At 70.5% G+C, this 24,386-nt stretch carries 22 protein-coding genes and 1 riboswitch; of the genes, 13 read left to right on the top strand and 9 right to left on the bottom strand.

What is annotated here, in order from left to right:
* Positions 1 to 115: 115 nt before the first annotated feature.
* On the bottom strand, positions 116 to 499 hold the full coding sequence (locus tag SLW56_RS19320; protein WP_320695332.1) for a MerC domain-containing protein: 384 nt from the start codon (positions 497 to 499) through the stop codon (positions 116 to 118).
* A gap of 75 nt (positions 500 to 574) precedes the next feature.
* On the opposite strand from SLW56_RS19320, the gene SLW56_RS19315 reads away from it, so the two are divergent.
* Positions 575 to 1,900 (top strand): GTP-binding protein, encoded by a 1,326-nt coding sequence (locus SLW56_RS19315; RefSeq protein WP_320695331.1) that lies wholly within the window; start codon positions 575 to 577, stop codon positions 1,898 to 1,900.
* Between the two features lie 61 nt (positions 1,901 to 1,961).
* On the opposite strand, the gene SLW56_RS19310 is transcribed toward SLW56_RS19315, so the two are convergent.
* Entirely contained in the window at positions 1,962 to 2,825 is an 864-nt protein-coding gene (locus SLW56_RS19310) for an EamA/RhaT family transporter (RefSeq protein WP_320695330.1), read from the bottom strand.
* 86 nt (positions 2,826 to 2,911) lie between these two features.
* Here SLW56_RS19310 and SLW56_RS19305 point away from each other — a divergent pair, with 86 nt between their 5' ends.
* Both SLW56_RS19305 and zapE read left to right on the top strand, forming a co-directional pair.
* Positions 2,912 to 3,577, top strand: coding sequence for an alpha/beta family hydrolase (locus tag SLW56_RS19305; protein ID WP_320695329.1), 666 nt, complete (start codon positions 2,912 to 2,914; stop codon positions 3,575 to 3,577).
* A complete protein-coding gene (gene zapE, locus SLW56_RS19300; protein ID WP_043093670.1) occupies positions 3,574 to 4,671 on the top strand; it encodes a cell division protein ZapE in 1,098 nt (365 codons plus the stop codon). The genes SLW56_RS19305 and zapE overlap by 4 nt, the downstream gene beginning before the upstream one ends.
* Before the next feature lie 22 nt (positions 4,672 to 4,693).
* Here zapE and SLW56_RS19295 read toward each other — a convergent pair whose 3' ends face one another.
* Positions 4,694 to 5,092, bottom strand: coding sequence for a hypothetical protein (locus SLW56_RS19295; RefSeq protein WP_152236678.1), 399 nt, complete (start codon positions 5,090 to 5,092; stop codon positions 4,694 to 4,696).
* Between the two features lie 140 nt (positions 5,093 to 5,232).
* Between SLW56_RS19295 and SLW56_RS19290 the strand changes: the two genes are divergently transcribed.
* From SLW56_RS19290 to SLW56_RS19280, 3 genes are all read left to right on the top strand, one after another.
* Complete coding sequence (locus SLW56_RS19290; protein WP_320695328.1) at positions 5,233 to 5,691, top strand: MarR family transcriptional regulator; 459 nt, start codon at positions 5,233 to 5,235, stop codon at positions 5,689 to 5,691.
* 87 nt (positions 5,692 to 5,778) lie between these two features.
* Complete coding sequence (locus tag SLW56_RS19285) at positions 5,779 to 6,210, top strand: organic hydroperoxide resistance protein (protein ID WP_320695327.1); 432 nt, start codon at positions 5,779 to 5,781, stop codon at positions 6,208 to 6,210.
* A 163-nt stretch (positions 6,211 to 6,373) separates the two neighbouring features.
* Positions 6,374 to 7,144: an NAD-dependent deacylase gene (locus SLW56_RS19280; RefSeq protein ID WP_295942157.1), complete on the top strand. Its 771-nt coding sequence runs from the start codon at positions 6,374 to 6,376 to the stop codon at positions 7,142 to 7,144.
* Positions 7,145 to 7,175: 31 nt separating this feature from the next.
* Here the strand turns inward: SLW56_RS19280 and SLW56_RS19275 are convergent, their stop codons facing one another.
* The 3 genes from SLW56_RS19275 to ompR form a co-directional block, all read right to left on the bottom strand.
* On the bottom strand, positions 7,176 to 8,099 hold the full coding sequence (locus SLW56_RS19275; protein ID WP_320695326.1) for an alpha/beta hydrolase: 924 nt from the start codon (positions 8,097 to 8,099) through the stop codon (positions 7,176 to 7,178).
* A gap of 77 nt (positions 8,100 to 8,176) precedes the next feature.
* Positions 8,177 to 9,445 carry an ATP-binding protein gene (locus tag SLW56_RS19270; RefSeq protein ID WP_320695325.1) on the bottom strand — a complete coding sequence of 423 codons (1,269 nt, stop codon included), beginning with the start codon at positions 9,443 to 9,445 and terminating at the stop codon, positions 8,177 to 8,179.
* Positions 9,442 to 10,170, bottom strand: coding sequence for a two-component system response regulator OmpR (gene ompR, locus SLW56_RS19265; protein WP_320695324.1), 729 nt, complete (start codon positions 10,168 to 10,170; stop codon positions 9,442 to 9,444). Before ompR ends, SLW56_RS19270 begins: the two co-directional genes overlap by 4 nt.
* A gap of 178 nt (positions 10,171 to 10,348) precedes the next feature.
* Here ompR and SLW56_RS19260 point away from each other — a divergent pair, with 178 nt between their 5' ends.
* The 5 genes from SLW56_RS19260 (at position 10,349) to SLW56_RS19240 (ending at position 16,099) form a co-directional block, all read left to right on the top strand.
* Positions 10,349 to 10,876, top strand: a complete 528-nt coding sequence (locus SLW56_RS19260) for a hypothetical protein (protein ID WP_284467937.1) — start codon at positions 10,349 to 10,351, stop codon at positions 10,874 to 10,876.
* Between the two features lie 187 nt (positions 10,877 to 11,063).
* Positions 11,064 to 11,283: riboswitch (cobalamin riboswitch) on the top strand.
* Between the two features lie 180 nt (positions 11,284 to 11,463).
* Positions 11,464 to 13,878 (top strand): ribonucleoside-diphosphate reductase subunit alpha, encoded by a 2,415-nt coding sequence (locus SLW56_RS19255; protein ID WP_284467936.1) that lies wholly within the window; start codon positions 11,464 to 11,466, stop codon positions 13,876 to 13,878.
* A 108-nt stretch (positions 13,879 to 13,986) separates the two neighbouring features.
* On the top strand, positions 13,987 to 15,027 hold the full coding sequence (locus SLW56_RS19250) for a ribonucleotide-diphosphate reductase subunit beta (RefSeq protein WP_010340146.1): 1,041 nt from the start codon (positions 13,987 to 13,989) through the stop codon (positions 15,025 to 15,027).
* A 90-nt stretch (positions 15,028 to 15,117) separates the two neighbouring features.
* Positions 15,118 to 15,678 (top strand): flavodoxin, encoded by a 561-nt coding sequence (locus SLW56_RS19245; protein ID WP_320695323.1) that lies wholly within the window; start codon positions 15,118 to 15,120, stop codon positions 15,676 to 15,678.
* Positions 15,679 to 15,766: 88 nt separating this feature from the next.
* Entirely contained in the window at positions 15,767 to 16,099 is a 333-nt protein-coding gene (locus SLW56_RS19240; protein ID WP_148827238.1) for a thioredoxin family protein, read from the top strand.
* A 1,121-nt stretch (positions 16,100 to 17,220) separates the two neighbouring features.
* On the opposite strand, the gene SLW56_RS19235 is transcribed toward SLW56_RS19240, so the two are convergent.
* Positions 17,221 to 18,126, bottom strand: coding sequence for a LysR family transcriptional regulator (locus tag SLW56_RS19235; protein WP_017912252.1), 906 nt, complete (start codon positions 18,124 to 18,126; stop codon positions 17,221 to 17,223).
* A 99-nt stretch (positions 18,127 to 18,225) separates the two neighbouring features.
* Here SLW56_RS19235 and SLW56_RS19230 point away from each other — a divergent pair, with 99 nt between their 5' ends.
* Together SLW56_RS19230 and SLW56_RS19225 are read left to right on the top strand one after the other, a co-directional pair.
* Complete coding sequence (locus tag SLW56_RS19230) at positions 18,226 to 19,479, top strand: MFS transporter (protein WP_017908688.1); 1,254 nt, start codon at positions 18,226 to 18,228, stop codon at positions 19,477 to 19,479.
* A gap of 33 nt (positions 19,480 to 19,512) precedes the next feature.
* Positions 19,513 to 19,893, top strand: a complete 381-nt coding sequence (locus SLW56_RS19225; RefSeq protein WP_320695322.1) for a VOC family protein — start codon at positions 19,513 to 19,515, stop codon at positions 19,891 to 19,893.
* Positions 19,894 to 19,930: 37 nt separating this feature from the next.
* Here the strand turns inward: SLW56_RS19225 and SLW56_RS19220 are convergent, their stop codons facing one another.
* Together SLW56_RS19220 and SLW56_RS19215 are read right to left on the bottom strand one after the other, a co-directional pair.
* Entirely contained in the window at positions 19,931 to 21,886 is a 1,956-nt protein-coding gene (locus SLW56_RS19220; protein ID WP_152236668.1) for a S8 family peptidase, read from the bottom strand.
* A 65-nt stretch (positions 21,887 to 21,951) separates the two neighbouring features.
* Positions 21,952 to 24,306, bottom strand: coding sequence for a YadA-like family protein (locus SLW56_RS19215; RefSeq protein WP_267083947.1), 2,355 nt, complete (start codon positions 24,304 to 24,306; stop codon positions 21,952 to 21,954).
* Between the last annotated feature and the right edge of the window lie 80 nt (positions 24,307 to 24,386).

Raw genomic sequence — 24,386 nt, 5'->3', positions numbered from 1 at the left:
ACAAGTCAAAAGCCGGAGCAACGGCAAAAACAACAGCAAAAACAACAGCGAAAGCCACGCTGCATCGCGCCCCTGATCGCCTCGAGCGAAGCGCGCTACACAGCGCGCCCCATGCTCAATGCCCGCAACGCCGCCGATGCCTGCGCCAGTTCCACAGGTGCGCACCGGCCAGGGCCAGACTGCCGCTCACCGTCATCGCGGTCTCGCTGGCCTCGTCCGGGATCCCAAAGGCGCCGGCCAACAGACCGAGCAGGCCCAGTGCCGCCAGCGTCCACAGCGGCCAGGGCAGCGCGTCGCGCCGGTGCCCACGCCACAGCGCCAGCCCCGCCAACGGCGCGGCGATCGCCACGAACACCACGTGCACCCACTCGGCCTCGGCCCAGACGCCGAACAGCGGCAACGCCGCGGCCAGCAACGGCAACGCCAGGCAGTGCAGCAGACACAGCCCGGACAACAGCATCGCCGAGGCATCGAAGAAAGAGGGCGGCAGGGATTTCATGGGCGGTCACTCCAACGCATCAAGTGTTATATAGTAACATTTCCAGCCCGCCACGCCTCCGCGCCGATGCCCGCCATGTCCACATCCGCCGTTTCCGATTCCCGCCTTCCCGTCACCGTCCTGTCCGGCTTCCTGGGTGCCGGCAAGACCACCCTGCTCAACCGCGTGCTGCACAACCGCGATGGCCGCCGCGTGGCGGTGATCGTCAACGACATGAGCGAGGTCAACATCGACGCGGCGCTGATCCGCGACGGTGGCGCCGCGCTCAGTCGCACCGAAGAGACCCTGGTCGAGTTCAGCAACGGCTGCATCTGCTGCACCCTGCGCGACGACCTGCGCCAGGAGGTGCAGCGCCTGGCCGAGAGCGGGCGCTACGACTACCTGTTGATCGAATCCACCGGCATCTCCGAGCCGATGCCGGTGGCGGCGACCTTCGCCGTGCGCGACGCCGACGGCCGCGGCCTGGCCGACCTCGCGCGCCTGGACACCATGCTCACCGTGGTCGACGGGGTGAGCTTCCTGCGCGACTTCGGCTCGGCCGAGCGCCTGGCCGACCGCGGCCTGCAGGCCGGGGACGACGACGAGCGCGGGCTGGTCAACCTGCTGGTGGAGCAGATCGAGTTCGCCGATGTGATCGTCATCAGCAAGGCCGACCTGACCGATACGGTCACGCTCGACCGCACCCGCGCGGTGCTGCGCGCGCTCAATCGCGATGCGCGCATCGTCGAGGCCAGCCGTGGCGAGGTGCCGCTGGAGCTGGTGCTGGACACCGGCCGCTTCGACTTCGTGCGCGCGCAGCTGGCGCCGGGCTGGATGCAGGCGCTGCGCGGCGAGCACGCGCCGGAGACCGAACAGTTCGGCATCGAAAGCTTCGTCTATCGCGCGCGCCGGCCGTTCCATCCGCTGCGCTTCGCGCGGCTGGCGCAACGCGGCCTGCGCGACGTGATCCGCAGCAAGGGCTTCTTCTGGCTGGCCAGCCGCATGGACTGGGTCGGCGAGCTGTCCATCGTCGGTGCGGCCACCCAGACCCAGGCCGCCGGCTTCTGGTATGCGGCGCGCGAGCGCGTGGATCGCGGCCTGCTGGATACGCCGCTGGCGTTGCCGCCGTCGCCGCTGCCGTATACCGAGCTGGGCTGGCAGCGCCAGCAGACCGCGTGCTGGAACGCGCCGCCGCCGCAGGCCGAGGAGGTCGGCGATGCGCGCGAGTACGCGGCGCTGCGGGCGATGTGGCATCCGCTGTGGGGCGATCGCCGCCAGGAACTGGCGGTGATCGGCGTCGGCCTGGACGAGGCGCGGGTGCGTGCCGAACTCGATGCCTGCCTGCTCGACGATGCCGAACTGCGGCAGGGGCCGGTGGTGTGGCAGGGGCTGGAGGATCCGTTTCCGGTATGGCGGCGCTGATGGGCCGGGAGTGGGGAATCGGGACTGGGGAATCGTGAGAGCGCGGTGCGGGCGCTGAGCGTTAGCCGCCTGCGCCCATCGCGATCAGGACGATCGCCGGCACCGCCAGCAGCAGGCCGAGGCGGTTCCAGCGGTTGGTGCGTTCGCCGAGCACGGCGATGCCGAGCAGGGTGCCCAGGCCGATCACACCCAGGTTCATCGCCGCGAACACGCTGGCCGGGCTGTCCGGCAGGGCCTGATGCGCGCGCACGTAGAACAGGATGTTGCCGAAGTTGAGTGCACCCAGCAGCAGGCCGGCGCCGAGGTTGCGCCAGGCCAACGGGACGGTGCCGCGCAGGTGGCGCCACAGTTGCACGCCCTGCAGCAGCACGAAAGCCAGCGCGAAGGCGACCAGCAGCGAGGCGGCGAACGGCGTGCCGGCCTGGGCGATGCGCTTGAGCAGCACGTCGATCGCGGCGAAGCCGACCCACACCAGCAGCAGCCACGGCGTGGTGCGCGCGGTGCTGTGCGCGGCCGCCTGCGGTCGCTGCACGATGCCGACGATCGCCAGCAGGCCCAGCGCCAGGCCGGCCAGCTTGGCGCCGTTGGCGCGTTCGCCGAACCAAAGGAAGGCCGCCGCCAGCGACAGCAGCAGCGACAGCCGCTGCGCCGCGTCGGTGCGCACGATGCCGGCGTTGGCCACCGCGCGGCCCAGCACCAGGAACAGGCTCGGCAGCAACACGCCCAGCGCCAGCAGCGACACCCACGGCGTGTGCGCATCGCCCAGCGCGGCCAGCGGCGGCTGCAGCAGGGCGGCGCACAGCAGCAGCGCCGCCAGGTAGTTCCAGGTCACCGCCTGGGCCAGGTCGATGCGCCGCTGCGGCGCCAGCTTCAGCAGCGCCGAGACCAGCACGCTGCACACCACACTCAACAGGACGAAGACCACACGCAGGATCCGGATCGGGAGGAAAAAGAACGCTGCGTGCACCGCTTCGGCATGTGGCCGCGACCCAGCCCCGGTATTATGACCGCATGACCTCTCCCGCTTTCCCCACCGCTTCCGGCGCACTGACGCTGCAAGGCCCCGCCGGCCCGATCGAGGCCGCGGTCGATCTGCCCGACGCCGACGTCGCCGCGCTGCCGGTCACCGCCATCGTCTGCCATCCGCTGTCCACCGAGGGCGGCAGCATGCACAACAAGGTGGTGACCATGGTCGCGCGCGCGCTGCGCGAGCTGGGCGTGCGCGTGGTGCGCTTCAACTTCCGCAGCGTCGGCGCGTCCGCCGGCAGCTTCGACCACGGCGACGGCGAGCAGCAGGACCTGGCCGCGGTGGCCGCCTGGGTGCGCGATCAGCGTCCGCACGACGCGCTGTGGCTGGCCGGTTTCAGCTTCGGCGCCTACGTCTCGCTGCGCGCCAGCGCCGCGTTGCAGCCGCAGGTGCTGATCTCGATCGCGCCGCCGGCCGGGCGCTGGGATTTTTCCGACATGGCGCCGCCGCCGCAGTGGCTGGTGATCCAGGGCGAGGCCGACGAGATCGTCGACCCGCAGGCCGTGTACGACTGGCTGGACACTTTGGAGGCGCAACCGCAACTGGTGCGCATGCCCGACACCAGCCATTTCTTCCATCGCAAGCTGATCGACCTGCGCGGCGCGTTGCAGCACGCGGTCAAGGCCTGGCTGCCGGCGGCACAGGCGTGAGCGCGGCGGCATTGCCGTCGCAGCGCTACGCCGAAGGCGTGGCGCGCGGCGACTGGCGCGACGATCCGGCCCAGCACGCGGCGCTGGCCGAACTGGACCGCATCCATACCGCGATCGTGGACGGCGACCAGGAGGGCTGGCTGGACCGGCTGTCGGCGTTCTGGAAAAAGCCCGAGCCGGTGCGCGGGCTGTATTTCTGGGGCGGGGTCGGCCGCGGCAAGACCTTCCTGGTCGATCTGTTCTACGACGGCCTGCCGATCGCGCGGAAGTACCGCACGCATTTCCACCGCTTCATGCGCGGCGTGCACGAGCGCCTGCGCGAGCACGCCGGGCAGAGCGATCCGCTGGCGAAGATCGCGCAGGAGTGGCGCAGCCGGCTGCGCGTGCTGGTGCTCGACGAGTTCTTCGTCACCGACATCGGCGATGCGATGCTGCTGTCGCGCCTGCTCGAGCGCCTGTTCGCCGAGGGCGTGACCCTGGTCACCACCTCCAACACCGCGCCGCAGAACCTGTACCTCAACGGCCTGCAGCGCGAGAGCTTCCTGCCGGCGATCGGCTTGCTGCAGACCTATTGCGTGGAGCTGTACGCCGAGGGCACCGAGGACTACCGCATGCGCGCGCTGACCCGCTCGCCGGTGTACCGCGCGCCGCTGGCCGAGGACAGCGACGCCTGGCTGGGCGAGCGCTGGGGCGCGCTGACCGGCAATGCCGAGGCGCGCCGCGGCAACATCGAACTGGAAGGGCGCAAGATCCCGGTGCGCGCGCGCGGCAAGAGCATCGTCTGGTTCGATTTCGTCGCCTTGTGCGAAGGCCCGCGCGGTCCCAGCGACTACATCGAGATCGCGCACGAGTTCACCACCGTGCTGCTCGGCGGCATCCCGCACTTCGACCGTATGAACGAGGACGCTGCACGGCGCTTCGTCAACCTGATCGACGAGCTGTACGACCGCCACGTCAACCTGGTCTGCACCGCGCAGGATCCGCCGCCGCTGCTGTACACCGGCGAGCGCCTGGCCGGTGCGTTTGAGCGCACCGCCTCGCGCCTGATCGAAATGCAGAGCGCCGAGTACCTGGCGGCGGCGCACCGGGTCTGAGCGCAGGAGCGTCTGCGGACGCTCAGCGCACCGCGCCGGGCGCACACAGCCCGGCGACGAAGCGCGGCATCAGGCCCGCGCCAGCGATCTCTTCCAGATAGGCAACTGCCGGGCAACTGGCGCCGCCTTCGCTGCGCGCGCAGCGCGCCGGCCCGGACGCGCCGTCCTGCGGCAACTGCCGGTCCATGGCCTGGCGCTGCGCTGTCGACAATCCATCGCGAAAGGTCTCCTCGGCATCGAGCAGATCGGCCGGGGTGAGCCGGTCGGTCGGCACGCCGGGGCACTGGCGACGGGTTTCGCGGGCCAGCGCGTCGGCGCCGGCACCGACCAGCACCGGGCCATCGGGCAGGGTGTTGGGCACGGCCTTGGACATCACTGGGGCAGCGCCGAGCGCGGCCAGCAGCAGGAACGATGCGCGCATGCGGAAGCTCCTCTACGTTGCGCGCAGCGTAGTCCTGCGCCGCTGGCGGCACGAGGGCAGGGCGGCGCCCGCTTCAGCGAGGAGTCGGCGGGGCAAAATATCGCTTGCAATTAAATCGCGCGCTATGTAATGTAGTGCCCATGAACCGTACCTCTGCGCCCGACGCCACCGCCCTGCTGAAGCTGGATACCCAGCTGTGCTTCGCGCTGTATTCGGCCAACCTGGCCATGCACAAGCTCTACCGCGGGCTGCTGCGCGACCTCGGCCTGACCTATCCGCAGTACCTGGTGATGCTGGTGCTGTGGGAGCAGGACCAGCGCAGCGTCTCGGACATCGGCGAGAAGCTGTTCCTGGATTCGGCCACGCTGACCCCGCTGCTCAAGCGCCTGGAGGCGATCGGTCTGCTGACCCGCCGCCGCGCGGCCGAGGACGAGCGCCGCGTGCTGATCGCGCTGACCGCCGACGGCCAGGCGCTGCGCGCGCGCGCGCAGGCGGTGCCGGAAGGCGTGCTGTGCGCGGTCGCCTGCGACCTGCAGCAACTGACCCGGCTCAAGCACGACCTGGAAGAGGTCCGCGGCAAGCTGCAGGCCGCGGCCTGACCGATTCCCGCCCCGATCGCGCATTTCCCTCTACGCATTTCCCTCTACCCCATGGCGCCGCGGCGCCGCCCTCCAAGGAGAACCACCATGGCTTCACCGACCACCATCGCCTACACCGCCACTGCCACCGCCACCGGGGGCCGCGACGGCCGCGCCGCCACCCCGGACAAGGCGCTGGACGTCAAGCTGTCGACCCCGCGCGAGCTCGGCGGCGCCGGCGGCGACGGCACCAACCCGGAGCAGCTGTTCGCGGCCGGCTACTCGGCCTGCTTCATCGGCGCGCTGAAGTTCGTCGCCGGGCAGGAGAAGGTGGCGCTGCCGGCCGAGACGAGCATCGAGGGCCACGTCGGCATCGGCCAGATCCCGGGCGGCTTCGGCATCGCCGTGGAACTGCGCATCGCCGCGCCGGGCCTGGAGCGTGCGACGCTGAAATCGCTGGTGGAGAAGGCGCACCAGGTGTGCCCGTACTCCAACGCCACCCGCGGCAACATCGACGTCAAGCTGGTCGTGCTCGACTGAGCCAGCGCGATGTCCGGGCCGGCGCTTGCGCCGGTCCAGGGCGACACACCACGGGCGGCCACTGGCCGCCCGTTCGCGTTGTGGGCGCCGCGCGTGTTGCCACGCACATTGAGACCACCCCGCGGGGGTGCAATAGTGTGAGCTTGATCAAATCGGGCGCGCCATGCTCAGTTCCGCCTACAACGCCGAGACCGTCGCCGCCTTCCTGCACGGCGCACGCCGTCTGCTGGTGCTGACCGGTGCCGGCATGTCCGCCGAGAGCGGGGTACCGACCTTCCGTGGCCAGGACGACAGCCTGTGGTCGCGCTTCGATCCCGAGCAACTGGCCACCGAGGACGCCTGGCGTGCCGACCCCGCCCTGGTCTGGGGCTGGTACCGCTGGCGCATGGCGATCGTGGCGCAGGCCCAGCCGCACGCCGGGCACCTGGCGCTGGCGCGCCTGGCCGAGGTCCGCCACACCACCCTGGTGACCCAGAACGTGGACGACCTGCACCAGCGCGCCGGCAGCGAGGTCGCCGCGCACGTGCATGGCCGGTTGTCGGCGCTGCGCTGCAGCGACTGCGGCCAGCCCTGGCGCGGCTTGCTGCCGCCGATCGACGTGCACACGCCCAGCCAGCGCCTGGCGCCGCCGGTGTGCGCGGCCTGCGGCGGCACGGTGCGCCCGGGCGTGGTGTGGTTCGGCGAAGCGTTGCCGGCGGCGGAGTGGGCGCGCGCGCAGACCGCGGCCGACGACGCCGACCTGGTGCTGGTGATCGGCAGTTCCGGCCTGGTCTATCCGGCCGCCAGCCTGCCGCTGCAGGCCAAGGAGCGCGGCGCCTGCGTGGTCGAGATCAATCCCGAACCCAGTGCGTTGTCGGCTCGTGCGGATCTGCACTGGCGCGACAGCGCCGCGGTGGCGCTGCCGTTGCTGCTGCAGCAGTGCATGGTGGCCTGAGCTTGGTTGTCGTGGGGGCCGTGCGCGGCGCTCAGCGCAGCGTGTGCAGGAACGCGTCCACCGCCGCGGTGTACGCCGAGGGCAGGCCCAGGTCGCGGTTGATCTCGGCGTGGCTGGCATCCTGCGGCAGCACCTCGACGCGGATGCCGCGGGCGCCGGCCTTGCTGGCCAGGTGGCGCGCCTGCGCGCAGGCATCGGCACGGCGGCTGGAGCACACCGCCAGCAGCGGCGGCGCGCTGGCGCCCATGACGTGGTATGGCGAGGCGGCGATCCAGTCGCTGCGCACGCTGCCGAAGGCGCGGTCGTACAGCGGCAGATGCCGTTGCTGCATCACCTGCTCCACGTCCATCGCCGCACTGTCCAGCGCCACCGTGCCCAGCGGTCGGCGCGCCCCGGCCTGCGCCAGCAGGTCCGGCGACAGGTCCAGCAGGCTCACCAGATGCGCGCCGGCCGAGTGGCCCATCAACACCAGGCGCGCCGGGTCGGCGCCCCACTGCGGCGCCAGTTGCTGGATCCGCGCGACCGCGCGCGCCACGTCTTCTGCCTGCGCAAGCGGCGTGGCCTGCGGTAGCAGGCGGTAGTTCAGCGACACCAGCACATGGCCCTGCGGCAGCCAGTGCGCGACCTTGTTGGCGGCCACGCCGGGGTTGTCCTTGTCGCCGTCGGCCCAGCCGCCGCCGTGCACCATCACGATCAGCGGCGCCTGACGTGCGCCGGCCGGCAGGTACACGTCCATGCGCTGCGCCGGGTCCGGGCCGTAGGCGACGTCGCGCAGCACCTGAGCGCCGGTGGGCAAGGGCGCGCGTGCGCCGTCGGCGCCGTCGCGCGTGGCCAGGCGCTGCAGCAGGCGGGCGCGCAGGCGCCCGTCCTGGGCGTGGACGGGGGCGGCGAGCAACGGCAGCAGCAACATCAGGGCGAGCAGGCAGTGGGTGGGCGAGGGGCGGGACAGGCGCATGGGCGGATCACTCCATGGAGGACGGCGAGGAGGGGCGTGGCGCGGCCGACGCGTGCGGGCGTCGGCGCGCGCCGGGTTCAGGCCGGGCGCAGGTGCAGGATGGCGCACAGGCCGTGTGGGGCGATGGGTTGCAGCAGCAACGCGCCGCGATGCTGGCGCGCGACGCGCTCGACGATCGCCAGGCCCAGTCCGCTGCCGCCATGGCCGCCGTGCACGAACGGCTGCAACGCGCGCGCGGCCAGCGCCGGGTCCAGGCCGGGGCCGTGGTCGCGCACCTCGATGCACCAGCCATCGCCGCCGTTGCTGTGCAGGCGCAGCTGGAACGGCGCCGCGCCGTGCCGTTCGGCATTGCCGACGAGGTTGCCGAGCGCGCGCTGCAGCGCCAGCGGCCGCCCGTGCAGCGGCGCCTGCGCGGGCAGGACGGCCTCCCAGCCGGGTTGCGCCGCGCCCAGCGCCTGCCGGCAGAGGTCGACTAGGTCCAGGGCGATCGCCGGTTCGTCGCGGCCGTCGCGGGCGTAGGCGATGAACTGCGCCAGGATCGCGTCGATCTCGCCGATGTCGCGCTCCATGCCTTCGCGCAGTTCCGGCTCCACCTGCGGCAGCAGCGCCAGCGCGTACTGCAGCCGGGTCAGCGGGGTGCGCAGGTCGTGGGAGATGCCAGCCAGCAGCAGCGCACGCTCGGCGGCGGCCTGGCGCACGTCGGCGCTGGCTGCGGTGAGCGCCTGCGCCAGCGCGGCGACCTCGCGCGGACCGCCGGTGGCGATCGGTGCGGCCTGTTCGCCGCGGACCAGGTGCGGCGCGGCCTGCGCCAGTTGCCGCAGCGGTCGCACCAGGCGCCGCGCGACCAGCGCAGCGGCCAGCCAGACCAGCAGCGCGCAACCGGCCAGCATCGCCACCGAGAACCGGCGCAGGCCGTGCTCGCGCGGCTGGCTGGAGAACGCCACCCACAGCGGGGTCGGCGTGGCCAGTTGCAGCCACAGGGTGCCGTCGGCATCGCGGCGCAGCGCGCGCCCGGGGCCGAGCTGATCGGCCGCGCGGCGCTGCATCGCGTCGGCCAGCGGGCCGGCGGCGCTGGCGGTGGGCGGCGCGCTGCGCAGTTGCAGGCCGGCCTCGCGCAACGCCGGCGTCAGCGCCGCGGCGGCCGGCGAGCGCTGCAGCGCCTCGGCGACATTGGCGAAACCGTGCAGCACGCGCAGTTGCTGCTGCGCTGCCGGCCGCAGCGCCAGTTCGCGGCCGAGCAGCAGCGCCAGCAGGCCGGCGCCGGCCAGCACCAGCGCGATCACCAGGACCAACTGCCCGAACAGGCTGCGCGGCCAGCCGCTGGCGCGGGAGGCAGGCGCGCTCATGCCTGCGGCCCCGGCGGCACGTACACGTAGCCCACGCCCCACACGGTCTGGATCAGCCGCGGCGTGCGCACGTCGTCCTCCAGCAGCTTGCGCAGCCGCGCCACGATCACGTCGATGCTGCGCCCCAGCGGCTCGTGTTCGCGGCCGTGCGCCAGGCTGGACAAGCGGTCGCGGCTCAGCGGTTGCTGCGGGTGCCGCAGCAGCACCGACAGCACCGCGAACTCGGCGGTGGTCAGTTTCAGCGGTTCGCCGTCGCGGCGCAGCTCGCGCCGCCCCAGGTGCAGGCGGAAGCGGCCGAAGCCGATCTCCCCGCCGTCCGGCTGCGGCGCGCCGGCCCCGCCCGGGCGGGTACGGCGCAGCACCGCACGGATCCGCGCCAGCAGCTCGCGCGGGTTGACCGGCTTGGGCAGGTAGTCGTCGGCGCCGATCTCCAGGCCGACGATGCGGTCGATCTCGTCGCCCTTGGCGGTCAGCATCACGATCGGGGTGTGGTCGCCCTGGCCGCGCAGGCGCCGGCAGATCTCCAGGCCGTTCTCGCCGGGCAGCATCAGGTCCAGCACCACCAGGTCGTAGTGGCCGCGCGCCAGCGCCTGCTGCAGCTGCATGCCGTCGGCCACCGCCTTGACCGCGAAGCCCTGGCTCTCCAGGTAGCGGCACAGCAGGGCGCGCAGGCGGTCGTCGTCGTCGACCAGCAGCAGGCGGGGAGCAGGCGCGGCATCGTCCATGGACGCCACTATCGGTTGCGCCGCGGCCCCGCGGCAACGGCCGCCGCGACGCAACTGTAAGCGGATGTTTCCGCCGCGGCGTTCGGCAACATTTGCTGGCCGATGCGGCGCCCGCGGCGCCGGCGCCATGGCTACGGTGACGCTCGGCAGCACGCTGCTGCCGTCACCGGAGAACGCCATGTCGCTGTCCCGTCGCATCACTCCCTTGCTGCTGGCGCTGGCCGCCGGCGTCCTGGTCGCGCCCAGTGCACCGGCACGCGAACACACCCGCACGCGCACCACCGGCGGCACCGACGGCGTCCGCCACGCCGCCGTGCAGGCCAGCGCCAGCGACGCGCACGGCAGCGTGCAGCGCGCCCGCCAATGGCAGGCCGACGGCCAGGGCAACGCCAGCGCGCGCAGCGCCGCTACCCGCACGACCGCCGCCGGCGGCAGCGCCACGCGCCAAGGCAGCGCCGAGCGCAACGCCGACGGCAGCGCCAGCCGCCAGGGCAGTGCCAGCGTCCAGCGCGCCGACGGCGCCAGCGCGAGCAGCAGTGGCAGCCTGGCCCGCGCCGCCGACGGCACGCTCAGCGGCAGCCGCCAGAGCAGCGTCGATGGCACGCAGGGCAGCTACCAGGGCAGCACCAGCGTGCAGGACGGCAGTGTCGTCCACACCGGCACCTGCACCGACGCCAGCGGCGCGGTGGTGCCGTGCCGGCCCTAAGCGAGGCGGCGGTGTCCGGGTCGTCCGGGGGCGCCAACGCCCGTGTTTGCGGCCGGCTTCACGACCCCGTCACGGCCGCGAACGGCCGCCGCGGCAGGGCCGGAATCGGCCGTCGACGGCAAACCGTTGCCAGGCTTAGGTTTTCGTAATTTCACCCATATTTAGCGTTGACGTCGCCGACCGACCCCACTATCTTGGGGTGGTCGGTTCCGGCGGCCCCAAGCCGCGGGATCAAAAGGGAAGCCGGTGCGGCGTGCCAACGCCAACTCCGGCGCTGCCCCGCAGCGGTAATTGGGAACGAACCCGTCATCCGCACTGAGGCGCCCGCCTTGGGAAGCGACGGGCTAGGAACCGGCCACGGCCGTTGCCCATCAGCCCGAAGACCTGCCGACAGCCGCGCGAAGCACACCGCGCGGCGCCGATCGCGCGCTCTCCGGGGGGAGAGGGTCGGTGCAGCGTTGACCGCCCGCAGGCCCGGTGCCTGCGCCGTTTGCAGTCTTCGCGACACCGCCTGCCCACCTGCGAACCCGGTCGGACCGCTGCCTGCGAGGGTCGGGCGGCCGCGTGCACCACGCTTGGAGACCTTCATGAGCCAGACCCACAGCCTGCCGGCCACCGCGTCCGTCGACGCCGCCGTCGACCCCACGACCGCTGCCGCCACTGCCCAGCCTGAGCCGACGGCCAGCAGCGAGCCGAGCAACGACCAGCGCGCCGTGACCTGGATCGTCAAGGACGGCGGCAACCGCCGCATGGCCTTCGACCGCTCGCGCCTGCAGCGCACCCTGGACCGGATCCACGCCGAGTTCCCGCAGCTGGATGTGAGCGACTACGAGCGCAAGGCCTTCGCCTTCATCGAGAAGAAGGAAAGCCTGTCGGCCGACGACATGGTCGACTACCTGATCCGCGAGGCCGAGTCGCGCGTGGACATCGCCACGCCGGAGTGGGAGTACTTCGCCGCGCGCCTGTACCTGGACCGCCTGTACAAGCGCGCCAGCAAGAACCGTTTCTACGATGCCGGCGAGAAGTACGGCTCCTACGTCGGCCTGCAGGAAAGCCTGGCCGACCGCGGCGTGTACTCGATCGACATCCTCAAGAACTACTCCAAGGACGAACTGGCCGAAGCCGGCCGCATGATCGATCCGGAGCGCGACAAGCTGTTCGCCTACAACGGCCTGTATCTGCTGGCCACGCGCTACCTGGCCACCGACAACTCGCGCAAGGTCTACGAACTGCCGCAGGAGCGCTGGCTGACCATCGCCCTGTACCTGATGCAGGACGAGAAGCCGCGCGAGCGCCGCATGCAGCTGGTCGGCGAGGCCTACTGGGCCCTGTCCAACCTGTACATGACCGTGGCCACGCCGACCCTGGCCAACGCCGGCAAGATCGGCGGGCAGCTGTCGAGCTGCTTCATCGACACCGTCGACGACAGCCTGCAGGGCATCTACGACTCCAACACCGACGTGGCGCGCGTGTCCAAGCACGGCGGCGGCGTCGGCGCCTACCTGGGCTACGTGCGTTCGTCCGGTTCGGCGATCCGCGGCGTGAAGAACTCCAGCGGCGGCGTGGTGCCGTGGATCAAGCAGCTCAACAACACCGCCGTGTCGGTGGACCAGCTCGGCCAGCGCAAGGGCGCCATCGCCGTGTACCTGGACATCTGGCACCGCGACATCGAGGCGTTCCTGGACCTGCGCCTGAACAACGGCGACCAGCGCCTGCGCGCGCACGACGTGTTCACCGCGGTGTGCGTGCCGGACATCTTCATGGAAGCGGTGGAGCGCCGCGGCGAGTGGTACCTGTTCGACCCGCACGAGGTGAAGGAGGTCAAGGGCTGGTACCTGCAGGACTTCTTCGACGAGAAGCGCGGCGAAGGCAGCTTCCGCGCCAAGTACGAGGAAGTGGTGGCCGACGAGCGCATCGGCCGCAAGGTGGTCAAGGCCATCGACATGTTCAAGCGGATCATGGTCAGCCAGCTGGAGACCGGCAACCCGTTCATGTTCTATCGCGACGAAGTCAATCGCATGAACCCGAACAAGCATCAGGGCATGGTGTATTCCAGCAACCTGTGCACCGAGATCCTGCAGAACATGAGCCCGACGCGAGTCATCCAGGAGATGATCAGCGGCGACCAGATCGTCACCACCAAGCAGGCCGGCGACTTCGTCGTGTGCAACCTGTCCTCGGTGAACCTGGGCCGCGCGGTCACCGCGCAGCCGGACCTGCTGTCGCCGGACATCCTGGAGCGGCTGATCCGCGTCCAGGTGCGCATGCTCGACAACGTCATCGACCTCAACGAGCTGCCGGTGCCGCAGGCCACCATCACCAACCAGAAGTACCGCGCGATCGGCCTGGGCACCTTCGGCTGGCACCACCTGCTGGCGCAGAAGGGCATCGACTGGAATTCGCCGGATGCCGAGGCGTACAGCGATTCGCTGTACGAGCGCATCAACTACCTGACCATCCAGGCGAGCCTGGCGCTGGCCAAGGAGAAGGGCGCGTACAAGGTGTTCAAGGGCAGCGACTGGCAGAACGGCGAGTACTTCACCAAGCGCGGCTACGACAGCGCCGAGTGGCAGGAACTGGCCGCGCAGGTGAGCGTGCACGGCGTGCGCAACGCCTGGATGGTGGCGGTGGCGCCGAACATGAGCACCGCGCAGATCGCCGGCTCCACCGCGTCGATCGACCCGATCTACAGCGCGTTCTACTACGAGGAGAAGAAGGACTTCCGCCGTCCGGTGGTGGCGCCGGGGCTGACCGTGGACACCTATCCGTACTACGAGAAGGGCGCCTACAAGGTCGATCAGTTCGCCAGCGTGCGCCAGAACGCGCGCCGTCAGCGCCACGTCGACCAGTCGATCAGTTTCAACTTCTATGTGCCCAGCGGCATCCGCGCCAGCACCCTGCTGGACCTGCACATGACCGCGTGGAAGGAAGGCCTGAAGACCACGTACTACGTGCGTTCCAACGACATCGACATCAGCGAGTGCGAGTGGTGCTCGAGCTGATCGCCGGCGTCTGACGCCCGCGCCGCGCGGCAGGCCGGTCCTGCCGCGCGCGTCCCGCATTCCCGCGCCGTCCGCCGGCGCCGTTCACCCGACTACCGAAGCACATCCATGGCCATCGCGCTCGACCGCATCAAGATCCTCGAACCGCTGCACCCCAACCGTTCCACCGGCATCATCAACGGCACCACCAGCGGCATCCTCAACTGGAACGACATCCCGTACCCGTCCTTCTACCGGGCGTACAAGGAGCTGTCGACCAACTTCTGGATCCCCGACGAAGTGGACATGAAGGGCGATGCCAAGCAGTACGGGGAGCTGTCGGCGCGCGAGAAGAACGCCTACGACTCGATCATCGGCCTGCTGGCCACGCTGGATTCGCCGCAGACGCGCTTCATCTACAACGTCGCCGAATACATCACCGACCCGGCCGCGCACGCCAACGCCGCGATCATCGGCCAGCAGGAAGTGATCCACAACGAGAGCTACTCGTACGTGCTGGCCTCGATCGCCGGCCTGGCCGACCAGAACCGCGTGTTCGAGATCGCGCGCACGCATCCGACCATCATCGCGCGCAACCAGCCGATCATGCAGGCCTACGACGACTTCATGCGCGAGAAGACCGCCGAGACCCTGCTGCGCTCGCTGATCCAGTCCTCGATCCTGGAAGGCATCAACTTCTATTCCGGCTTCGCGTATTTCTACAACCTGGTCCGGCAGAACCGCATGACCGGTACCGGCAAGATCATCAGCTTCATCAACCGCGACGAGCTGGCCCACACCAAGTTCATCAGCGAGCTGATCCGCGCCATCATCGGCGAGAACGCCGAGCTGCAGACCAACGAGCTGACCGACTACGTGCACCAGGCCTTCGAGCATGCGATCCGCCTGGAGACCGAGTGGTCCTCGGAAGTGCTCGACGGCATCGAGGGCATCGACGTGGACGAGATGATCCAGTACGTGAAGTACCGCGCCAACAAGATGTCCGGCATGCTCGGCATCGAGAAGCTGTACAGCGGCGCCAGCGACAACGTGATGCCGTGGATCAAGGCCTACGCCGACAACTTCACCGAGACCAAGACCGACTTCTTCGAGATGCGCAACGCCAGCTACAAGAAGACCAACTCGGACAACGGCTTCGACGATCTGTGAGGAGCCGGGATTGGGGAATCGGGATTGGGGATTGGCAAAAGCAAACCCGCCCTGACGAATCCCGAATCCCCATTCCCGAATCCCCGCCCCATGCACATCCTGCTCGCCTACGCTTCGCTCAGCGGCAACACCCGCGACGTCGCCCGCCGCGTGCATGCGCAGTGCGAGGCGGCCGGGCACGCGGTCACCTGGATCCACACCGATCTGCAGACGCTGCAGGGCGCGCTCGGCGACGCCGCGCGTGCGGCGGACTTCGACCTGCATCTGCTCGGCAGTTGGAGCGACAACGCCGGGCGCACGCCGGCGGAGATGAAGCGCTATATCGCCGAGTTGGTCGAGGCGGCCGGCAAGACGATCGAAGTGGCGGCGTTCGGCACCGGCGAGACGCAGTGGGGGCTGGAGTACTACTGCGGTGCAGTCAAGCGCATCGCGCGGTTCTTCGACAGCGCTTATCCGTTGCTGGAGATCGAGCAGATGCCGCACGGCGACCGCGACAACGCTGCGATCGACGCGTGGTGCGCGCAGGTGCTGGCGTTGCGCGCGGCGCGCTCATCGTCGACAGGCGACGTGCCGGTGGCCGCTGCCGAGCCGGCTTCCGCGGGCACGGCTGGCTTCGCTGCGAGGGTGTTGCCGTTGCATGGCAGCGGCTGACGCCGTCGTCGTTCATCCGTTTTCCTGGCATCGCCGGCGTCCCCATCGCACGCCGGGCTTCTTCCGACATCAGACAAGGTTTCGTTCCATGCTCACCACCATCACCGTTTCCAGTGCCGAACAGTTCGCCGATGCGCTCGCCGCGCATCCGCGCGTGCTGGCCGATTTCAACAAGGACAACTGCCCTGGTTGCCGCATGCTCGACAAGTCGCTGGAGCGTTTCGCCGAGGGCGAGAGCGCGCAGGGCGTGACCCTGCTCAAGGTGAAGATGGAAGACGTGGGTGAGGACTTCTTCCGTGCCCAGGGCCTGCGCCAGACCCCGACCCTGATGCTGTTCCGCCAGGGCGAGGAAGTGGCGCGGGTGCCCGGCTTCGTGCCGCCGGCCAAGATCGACGAAGCGGTGCGCACGCATCTGGGTTGAGCGCTTGCGTTCCTGGTAGGAGTGGCTTTAGCCGCGACGGGCTTCACCGAGAGAGCTTATCGCTGCCAAAGCTCACTCGAACGGTTGTGCTTGTCCGACGCGTAAATCAAGCAGCAACAGCAACAGCAAAGGCTTGCGCCTTGCGGCGAGTTACTTTGATCAGCCTTCGGCTGCTGAGAAGCGCTTCTTTGCTTGTGCAAAGAAAAGTAACCAAAAGAAGCGCTTTACCACAGCCGAAGGCTGGTCAAGCACACCCTGCCTCGCGCCCTCCGCGCTAACGCGCTCCGGGTCCGCGGATGCACCGGGGATTCGCGGAAGGGGCATCCTGCCCCTGCCGCGAACGGCGTACATCCATGTGCGCCGCCCTTCGGGTTTTTCCCCGGTCCATCCGCCGCTGCGGAAGGGAACCCAGTAAGTCAAAAGCCAACGCAACATCAAAAGCCAACGCAACATCAATAGCCAACGCAACATCAATAGCAAAAGCTATTGCGGATACAGCGCATACATACGGCATTGCAATGGTGATGCGCCTGAGCTGGGTACACGCCGGCACAGCCACCTGTACGCCACGCACAACCGCTCCTGCAGCTTCTTCGAAAACCATCGTCGTTGCGCGTCCACCACAATCAACAGCCGACATGGGCTACCACGCGAAGTGCATTCGCTGGCGGCCGCTGGAATGACGGGGGTGTGCGCTGCAGCGGCAGTCGCTTCGGTCTTTGCTGTTGCTTCGGCTTTTGACTTGCCGGGTTCCCTTCCGAAGCGGCGGCCAGCACGGGGAAAAACCCCGAAGGGGCGGCGCACAAGGACGTGCGCCGTCCGCGGCAGGGGCAGGATGCCCCTTCCGCGGATCCCCGTGCTGGACGCGGACCCGGAGCGCGAAGCGCGGAGGGCGCGTAGGCAGGGCGCGCTTTCTTTTGGTTACTTTTCTTTGCGCGAGCAAAGAAAAGTAACTCGCCGCAAGGCGAAAGCCGTTGCTATTGCTATTGCTGTTGCTGCTTGATTTACGCGTCGGACAAGCACACCCGCACGAGTGAGCTTTGGCGGCGATGAGCTCTATCGGTAAAGCCCTTCGCGGCTAAAGCCGCTCCTACATTGCCGCTAGGGGAGTGCTGCCACCACTACCCACGCCTGCCCGCCGCATGCCCCTGCGCCAACTGCCACAGGTGGCGCACGATCGGCATCGCCTGCGCGGTGGCCGGCAGCGCGGCCAAGGCCAGTCGCGCCATCGGCACGCGGCCTTCGATGTCCAGGTAGCGCACGCCGGGCAACTGCACCTGCGCGGTCGAGGCGGGGACCACCGACACGCCCAGTTCGGCGGCCACCAGGTTGACGATGGACGACATCTGCGGCGCTTCCTGTTCGATCTTCAGTTCGAAGCCGGCCTGGCGGCAGGCATCGAGGATCTCGTCGTACAGGCTGGTGCCGAAGCTGCGCGGGAACAGGATGAAGGGTTCGCCGGCCAGCGCCGACAGCGGTGCGCGGCGGCGCTTGGCCAGACGGTGCGCGGCCGGCACCGCGATCTTCATCGGTTCGTCGGGCAGCTTGAGCAACTGCAGTTCCGAGGGCGTGGCCACGCTGTAGCGGATGAAGGCCGCATCCAGCCGTCCCTGCAGCAGTGCGGCGAGCAGGCCGGCGGTGTTGGTCTCTTCCAGCGCCAGTGTCACCGCCGGCCAGCCGCGGCGGAAGCCGCGCACCAGGGTCGGCACGATCGGGTTGAACGCGGCCGAGGCGGTGAAGCCGAGCCGCAGCACGCCGCTCTCGCCGCGTGCGGCGCGGCGCGCGGCATCGCCGGCGCGCTCCAGGTCGGCGAGCACGCGCCGGGCTTCGGTGCGGAAGGCGCGGCCGGCATCGGTGAGTTCGGCGCCGCGCGGCGTGCGCACGAACAACGGCGTGCCCAGTTCCTCCTCCAGTGCGCGGATCTGCTGGCTCAGCGGCGGTTGCTGGATGCCCAACTGCGCGGCGGCGCGGGTGAAGTGCCCGGCCTCGGCCACGGCCAGGAAGTAGCGCAGGTGGCGCAGTTCCATGTCATATCCAGAACATATGGAGAGTGGGGATATCATATATTGGACGCCGGGTGGCGGCAGGCGAATACTGGCCATCCGTCTCCCGCCGCGACCCACACCGTGAACGCCTCCAGCCAATGCCCGCCGGTGCACGCCGTGGACGATGCGCCGCTGTTGCGCATCCGCCTGGCGCTGTTCCTGGCCGGCTTCGCCACCTTCTCGCTGCTGTACAGCGTGCAGCCGCTGCTGCCCGAGTTCGCCCGCGAGTTCGGGCTCAGCGCGGCGGCCAGCTCGTTGCCGCTGTCGCTGGCCACCGGCGGCCTGGCGATCGCGATCTTCTGCGCCGGCGCAGTGTCGGAGACGCTGGGCCGGCGCGGGCTGATGTTCGTGTCGATCGCACTGGCCGCGCTGCTCAACCTGCTGGCGTCGTGCCTGCCGCACTGGGGATCCCTGGTGGTGGTGCGCGCGCTGTCGGGCATCGCCTTGGGCGGCGTGCCGGCGGTGGCGATGGTGTACCTGGCCGAGGAACTGCCGGCGAGCCGGCTCGGCGCGGCCACCGGGCTGTATGTGGCCGGCAATGCGTTCGGCGGCATGGTCGGCCGCATCGGCATGAGCATGCTCACCGACCACTTCGACTGGCGCGTTGCGCTGGCCACGCTGAGCACGGTGGATCTGCTGGCCGCGGTCGGCTTCGTGTGGCTGCTGCCGCCGTCGCGGCACTTCGTGCGCCGCCAGGGAGTGAATCTGCGCTTCCACCTGCGCGCCTGGGGCGGGCATCTGCGCGATCGCCACCTGCCGTGGCTGTTCGCGATCCCGTTCCTGGCGATGGGCGTGTTCGTCAGCGTCTACAACTACGCCGGCTTCCGCCTGGGCGGGCCGGAGTTCGGGCTGAGCCAGAGCCAGCTCGGCATGATCTTCAGCGCCTACGTGTTCGGCATCGTGTCGTCCTCGGTGGCCGGCGCGGCGTCGGACCGGTTCGGCCGCGGCCCGGTGGTGCTGGCCGGCATCGCCACCGCGGCGCTCGGCGTGGCGCTGACCCTGGCGCATGCGCTGGTGCCGGTCATCGCCGGCATCGTGCTGCTGACCATCGGCTTCTTCGTCGCGCATTCGGCGGCCAGCGCCTGGGTCGGGCGCCTGGGCGGGCAGTTCAAGGGCCATGCCGCCTCGCTGTACCTGCTGGCGTACTACGCCGGCGCCAGCGTGATCGGCTCGCTCAGCGGTGCGGCGTGGCAGCACGGCGGCTGGAGCGCACTGGTCGCGTGTTGCCTGGTGTTGCTGGGCATCGGCCTGGTCGCCGCGCAGGTGCTGCGCCGCGGCGCCGACGACAGCCGCCCCTACGGCCGCTTCGGGCCGCATCCGCCGCGCGGCGAGTGAACCGCGCTGCCGTCATCCAACGATGGTTCCGCAATGCAGATCGACCATCTCGACCATCTGGTCCTCACCGTCGCCGACATCGACGCCACCTGCGCGTTCTATGCGCGGGTGTTGGGCATGCGCGTGGTGACCTTCGGCGAAGGCCGCAAGGCGCTGGCGTTCGGCGCGCAGAAGATCAACCTGCATCGGCATGGCCGCGCGTTCGACCCGAAGGCGGGGGTGCCGACGCCGGGCTCGGCCGATCTGTGCTTTCTCACCGCCACGCCGCTGGCGCAGGTGGCCGAGGAACTGCGCGCTGCCGCCGTGCCGATCGAGGACGGGCCGGTGCAACGCACCGGCGCCCGCGGACCGATCCTGTCGCTGTACTTCCGCGATCCGGACGGCAACCTGATCGAGGTCGCCAACCCGTCGTGAACAGGGGCGCCGCCGCGGCAGCGCCCGTGGCGTTCGGTCACTCCGTGTAGCTCACCGACAGGGTCACGTTGGCGTAGCCGCCGCTGCCGCCGACCAGGCGGAAGAAGTAGCTGCCGGTCGCCGGCAGCGCCATCTGCACGTTCTGCGTGGTGCCGTTGCGCACCGAGCTGTAGTCGGCATCGCTGCCGTCGGCGCTGGGTGCGCGCACCGCACGTACGTACAGCCGGAGCTGGCCGCTACCGCCCAAGGTGCGCAGTTGCAGGTTGCGTGCGTTGGCCGGGACATCCAGGCGGTACAGCGGCCCCTGGCCCGTAGCGGCGGACAGCCGGCTCTGCGTGCCGCGCGCGATGGTCGTGGCGGTGGCTTCCTCGCCGCCGCCGCTGGCGCCTGCAGCGCGCGCGACCGCCTTGCCGGCATTGAGGATGCCGGCGCCGATGCGCAGCGTCGGCTTCACCGGGAACACGTTGGAGGTCTGGGTCAGGATGTCGCGCATCTGCGCGGTCGTCGGCACCGGCCGGCCGGCGTTGATCGCCGCGCTGATCGCCAGGGCGACCACGCCGGCCACGTGCGGAGAGGCCATGGACGTGCCCGCGTAGCCGGCGTAGGCCGGCTGGTCCGGACCATGGGTGCCGTTGTTGAGGGTGGACCAGACCAGGCCGGTGCGCACCGATCCCGCACCGCTGGATGCATCGTTGGCGTACACGCCGCCGCCGGGCGCGGACAGGGTGATGGTATTGCCGAAGTTGGAATAGTAGGCGCGACCGCCGGTGATGCCGGTGGCGGCGACGTTGATGACGCCCGGGCAACTGGCCGGCGAATAGCCCCCGGCGTCGGCGTTGTCGTTGCCTGCGGCCACCACCACCACGCTGCCGCGCGCGATGGCGCTGGCGATGGCATTGGCGGTGACCGAATCCTGCGCGCAGGCGCCGCCGCCGCCCAGGCTCATGTTGATCACCTCGGCGGGGTTGGCATTGTCGGGCACGCCGTCGACGTGGCCGCCCGAGGCCCACACGATGGCATCGGCGATATCGGCGGTGGTGCCGCCGCAATGGCCGAGCGCGCGGATCGGCAGGATCTTCGCGTCCGGCGCGATCCCGGCCATGCCGATGCCGTTGTTGGTGCGCATGGCGATGGTGCCGGCGACGTGGGTGCCGTGCCAGGAACTGTCGGTCTGTTCCTGCGGTTGCGCACAGCCGCCGTTGGCGACCAGGTACTTGTCGTCGGTGGTCCAGTCGCCGGTGTCCCAGCCGCCCGCGACGCGTCCGTTGCTGGCGCGGCCGGACATCAGCGCATCGCTGATGAAGTCGTAGCCGGCGCTGGCCAGCGAGGTGTCAAGGTCCGGATGCGCGGTGATGCCGGTATCGATCACCGCCACCACCACGCCCTGGCCGGTGCCGTACTGCCAGGCCGGCAACAGATCGATGCCGCCACGGTTGGGATAGCCGGTGGTCTCCGGCGCCAACGTTTCCAGGTGGCCATCGGGCGTGCGCAGGTGCCACTGCACGGCGTAGCCGGGATCGTTCGGTGCGCTTGCCGCGCTGGCCGTGGCCTGCGCGGCGCTGCGTACCGGCTTGAGCACCAGGTTGGGCTCCACGTGCGCGATTGCGGGGTCGGCCTTCAGGCTGGCGATCAGCGTCTGCAACTGCGATGGCGTCAGCGCGCGGCTGGGCCGCACCAGGTCGGCGCCGATGGCGAGGCGACGCACCCGGTTCAAGGCCGGGGCGGTCTGCCGGTAGGTGCTGGTCCAGGTGCTGGCGGTGCTGCGCGCGGCCATGATCTGGTTCAGCGTGGCGCTGGCGGCGCGCGTGTCGCGGACGGCGCTGCTGCCGTCGCGATAGGTCACGATCAGGCCGTCGTAGACGGTGGATTGCCCGGGCGCGGCCTGGGCCAGGACCGAGAAGCGCGGGGCGGTCTGCGCCTGCGCGGTGCCGGCGAGGGCCAGGCCCAGCGACAGGGCGAGCAGGTTGCGGGAAAGCGGGATGGCATGGGTCATGGCGGTGTCTCTGCGAAGATCGACGAAGGCGTGGAAATCAAGGAAGGGCGGCACCTACGGTCGTGTCACCAGCTGAAGCCGGCACCGGCGGACACGCTCTTCTCGCTGCCGGAGAAGGCGCCGCCGAGCGAGACGCTGGCGCGGTTGCCGATCGCGCGCTGGTAGCCCACCGCCAGCGCGCTTTCGCCGCCCTGCGAGCCGACGCCGACGCCGATGCGGTTGGCCCCGGCCAGGCCGGAGGTGTTCACCGCCATGCCGGCATAGGCGGCGCTGACCGCGCCCATCCGGTCGATGCGCCGGTCCAGGTGCTGGAAGCGCTGGTCGGTGTCGGTGCGCAGCTTGGTCAGGTTGTCGTCCCAGCCGGCCATGCGGCTGTCGGTGTAGGCGTTGGCGCTGCTAAGCGTGGCGCTGTCGCCGGCCTGCATCTGCGCGACGTTGACCGCATCGGTGGCCGCGCTGCCGGCGGCGACGTTGCTGATCTGGCGTTCGTTGCCGGCGCTGCCGACCGAGACGGTATTGGCGCGCGTGGCGGAGGAGCCGCGGCCGATCGCCACGGCATTGTTCGCCGAGACCGACGCGCCCTGGCCGACGGAGGTGCCGGAGGCGGCCGTGACCGTGGCGCTTTCGCCGACCGCCACCGCGTTGGTGGCATTGGCGCTGATGCTGGCGTTGGCGCCGACCGCGGTACTGCCGTCGGCGTTGACCTGCGCGTTGCCGCCCAGCGCCGTGTCGTTGGGGCCGTAGGCCAGCGCGTTGGAGCCGATTGCCGTGCCGTTCTGGCCGTTGGCGGTGGCCTGCGCGCCCACTGCCACGGCATTGGTGCCGGCGCCGACGCTGGGGCCGCCAGTGCCGCCGCCGCCCACCGCCACGCCGCCGGCGCCACTGCCGACCCGGGTGTCCAGCGCCGACAGTGCGCCATCCAGCGCCGACAGCGCCGAGCCGACCGTGCCGTAGCTGCGGCCCTGGATCAGGTAGCTGCCGCCGCTGAAGCTGCCATCGCCGCCGACCGCGCTGCCGGCGCCGAGCGCGCTGGCGATGCTGCGCAACTGCAGCACGTTGACCGCGTCGGTGTCGGCGGTGCCCGCGGCGATGTAGGTGAGCTGGCGCAGCGCACCGTCGTTGCCGAAGGCGACCGCATTGTCGCGGTCGGCCATCGAACCGGCGCCGATGGCCACGCTGTTGGCGCCGGTGGCGGCGCTGTTGTAGCCCAGCGCGACGCTGCCCGCGGTCAGTGCGGAGGCGCCGCTGCCGAGCGCGGTGGCGCCGGCGGCATTGGCGCTGGCGATGGCGCCGAAGGCGCTGGCGTCCTGCCCGTCGGCGAAGGAGCTGGCGCCCACCGCCAGCGCATTGGTGCTGGTCGCCAGCGCGGAGGCGCCCAGCGCCATGCTGTAGTCCGCGTCGGCATGGCTGTCGAAGCCCAGCGCGGTGCCGTAGTCGGACAGCGCCCAGGCGCCGGCGCCGATGGTGACCGCGCCCAGTCCGTTGGATTGCGCCGGCACGCCCGCATTGCTGGCGCCGATCGCCACGCTTTGCTGGCCGGCCGCCGAGGCGCTGTCGCCGATCGCGATGCCGCCGTCGCCGCTGGCGGTGGCGGTGTAGCCCATCGCCACGCCGAAGAAGCCGGAGGCGACGCTGTAGCCGCCGTTGGCGACGGCGCCGGTGCCGCTGGCATTGGCGGCATAGCCGAACGCGCTGGCCTGCTCGGCGCTGGCGCTGGACGAGGAGCCGCTGGCGGTGGCGTACTTGGCGCTGGCCGATGCGGTGGCACCCACTGCGGTGGCGCCGGAGCCACTGGCGCTGGTGTTCCAGCCCAGCGCGCTGGCACTGTCAGCGGTTGCGGTGGCGGCCGTGCCCAGGGCCAGGGAACCGAAGCCGGTACTCTGCGCGCCGGCCGAGTCGCCGTAGGTGCTGCCGAAGAAGCTGCCGCCGATCGCGATCGCCGAGGTGCCGCTGGCGACCGCGCCGTCGCCCATGGCGATGGCGGCGCTGTCGGAGGCGACGGTGTGGTGGCCGATCGCGATGGCGAAGGCGCCGGAGGCGTCTGCGCGTGCGCCCATCGCCACCGCGCGCAGGCCGGCGGCGCTGGCGTAGTCGCTGCCGTCGTTCAAGCCTTCGGCCAGGAAGTAGTGGGTGGTGTTCTGGGTGCCGGGCTGCACGTCCTGGGTGGTGGCGTCCTGCGGCGCCGCGTCGGCGTCGGCGCTGTCCGTCTCGGTGGGGGTGGCGTCGCCCTGCGGCGCCTGCGAGGGCGGCTGGGTCGCCGCGGTCGGTGCCGTGGCAGTGACCGCGAAAGCGCTCGAGGGCAGGCTCAGCGCGAGCAGCAACGCGGCGGTCAACAGACCGTCAGAGGCCTGCGGCAGGATGGACGAGGACGACGACAGCGGGCGCATGGCGGCGCGCAGGGCATTGGGCAGAAGAGGCATGGTCGATTCCGGGCTGGGGCCGGGAGCGTCGTCCCGACAACGAGTCAGGCCCGATTAAGGCCGCAAGCCCAGCCCCCTTC

Source organism: Xanthomonas sp. LF07-6 (assembly GCF_034105445.1).
In the GTDB taxonomy this organism is placed as follows: Bacteria; Pseudomonadota; Gammaproteobacteria; order Xanthomonadales; family Xanthomonadaceae; genus Xanthomonas_A; species Xanthomonas_A sontii.
This window is presented reverse-complemented; position numbering and strand designations above follow the sequence as displayed.